The sequence below is a fragment of the Vibrio splendidus 12E03 genome (assembly GCF_000272105.2).
Lineage (GTDB): Bacteria > Pseudomonadota > Gammaproteobacteria > Enterobacterales > Vibrionaceae > Vibrio > Vibrio splendidus_I.
Genome location: NZ_AJZD02000090.1, coordinates 1 through 1,686, shown reverse-complemented (window position 1 = coordinate 1,686; position 1,686 = coordinate 1). Strand labels below are relative to the sequence as shown.

Below are 1,686 nucleotides of genomic sequence, written 5' to 3'. Positions count from 1 at the left end.
GTCGTAATGGCTAAGTCACTAAACAAACGAGGCCTTCCACGGTTGCTGCATATTTCGGAGCATTCCGAGCAGTCATTTCGGTTTAAACCGATCACTGATTCCCCCCCTGTGTCAGCATAGTTGTCGCCTAGATTTTTAAGGAGATAACTATGCCAGCCAATCCAGTTCCAATTGATGTGAAAACGAAAGGCCAAACTTGGCTGTTACCACCATATAATTGGTCTCATCGAAGAATTGCTAAAGAATTAGATGTGAGTCCACCCGTGGTATCTAAGTGGAGAAATGAACTTGTTGAAAGCGGCCTATTGTCTACAGAGCTGCCCTTAGAAAATGCTACTACTGATTATTCAGCGGAGCAGAGATTTTTCATAGTGATTGAAACTACAACAATGTCTGAACGCGAGTTAGCTGAATACTGTAGGTCTAAAGGGGTATTTGTCGATGACGTTAAAACCTGGCGAGCACTGTCTATCAAGGCGCAGAGTACAACATCGACTTCAATGCCACACAAAGAAAATAAGCTACTACGTGATGAACGCAGAAAGGTAAAAGCGTTGGAGAAGGAGTTGGCACGTAAAGATAAAGCACTTGCTGAAACGGCTGCGCTACTGGTTTTGCGGGAAAAGTTCAATGCCCTCTGGGAAATCAACGAGGAAGACTGATTCCTATCTCAGAGCGGCTTAAAATAGTCACTCTTGTTGATGAAGCTGTACGTAAAGGGGCAACAAAGACAAAGGCTTGTTCCACCGTTGGGTTATCAATACGAACGTTCCAGCGTTGGACACGGAACTCTGCCGAAATCACAAGTGATATGCGTCAGCATCCTCGGCAGCACGAGCCTCATAATAAGCTATCAGAAGCCGAAAGGCAGCAGATATTAGATATCGGCAATACACCAGAGTATGCCGATTTACCTCCGAATATCATCGTTCCAATGTTGGCTGATGAAGGCATTTACATTGCCTCAGAGTCCACATTTTATCGTGTATTAAAAGCAAACAACCAGCTAGGTAAGCGAACTCGTAACAAAGCTGGCACAAGTCCTTCTCGACCAAAGGTTCAAAAAGCCTGCAAACCAAATCAGGTATGGAGCGGAGTTACTCCAAAGAACAACATGGCGGGAAAAGTGTGTGCAAGGCAACATTACTTTGCACTCTGACAACGGTGCTCCTATGAGAAGTTACACCATGCTTGCAAAGATGTACGACCTTGGGATTGCAAGCTCTTACTCTAGGCCAAGAGTAAGCAATGACAACCCATACTCTGAGTCGTTGTTCAAAACAATAAAGTATTGTCCTTCATGGCCAATGGATGGGTTTTCTTCCATTGAAGACGCTCGGTGTTGGGTTGGTAATTTTGTTGATTGGTATAACAATGAGCATAAACACAGTGGCATAAAGTATGTAACACCTCAGCAGAGGCATTGCGGGGAGGATAATGAAATTCTCCGACAGCGTATGCAAGTCTACCGACGTGCTCAATTGACTCATCCAGGCAGATGGAGTCGGCAAACGAGAGACTGGAGTTATATCGATGAGGTGTACTTGAACCCTGAAAAGTGTGCAGCGTAATCATTCACGTTACTAAATTGTAAAAAAGACGACAACTTGCTTGAAAAACAGCGGAAACGAGCGATCGCAATCACCGAAATACGCAGTTGCCTTGCTTGACCTGTTTCCAGTGTTG

At 44.5% G+C, this 1,686-nt stretch carries 1 pseudogene; it reads left to right on the top strand.

Annotation, left to right across the window (positions count from 1 at the left end):
• The first annotated feature begins 200 nt into the window (after positions 1-200).
• Positions 201-1,571 (top strand): annotated as a pseudogene (locus tag A142_RS07990) (integrase core domain-containing protein).
• The last annotated feature ends 115 nt before the right edge of the window (positions 1,572-1,686 follow it).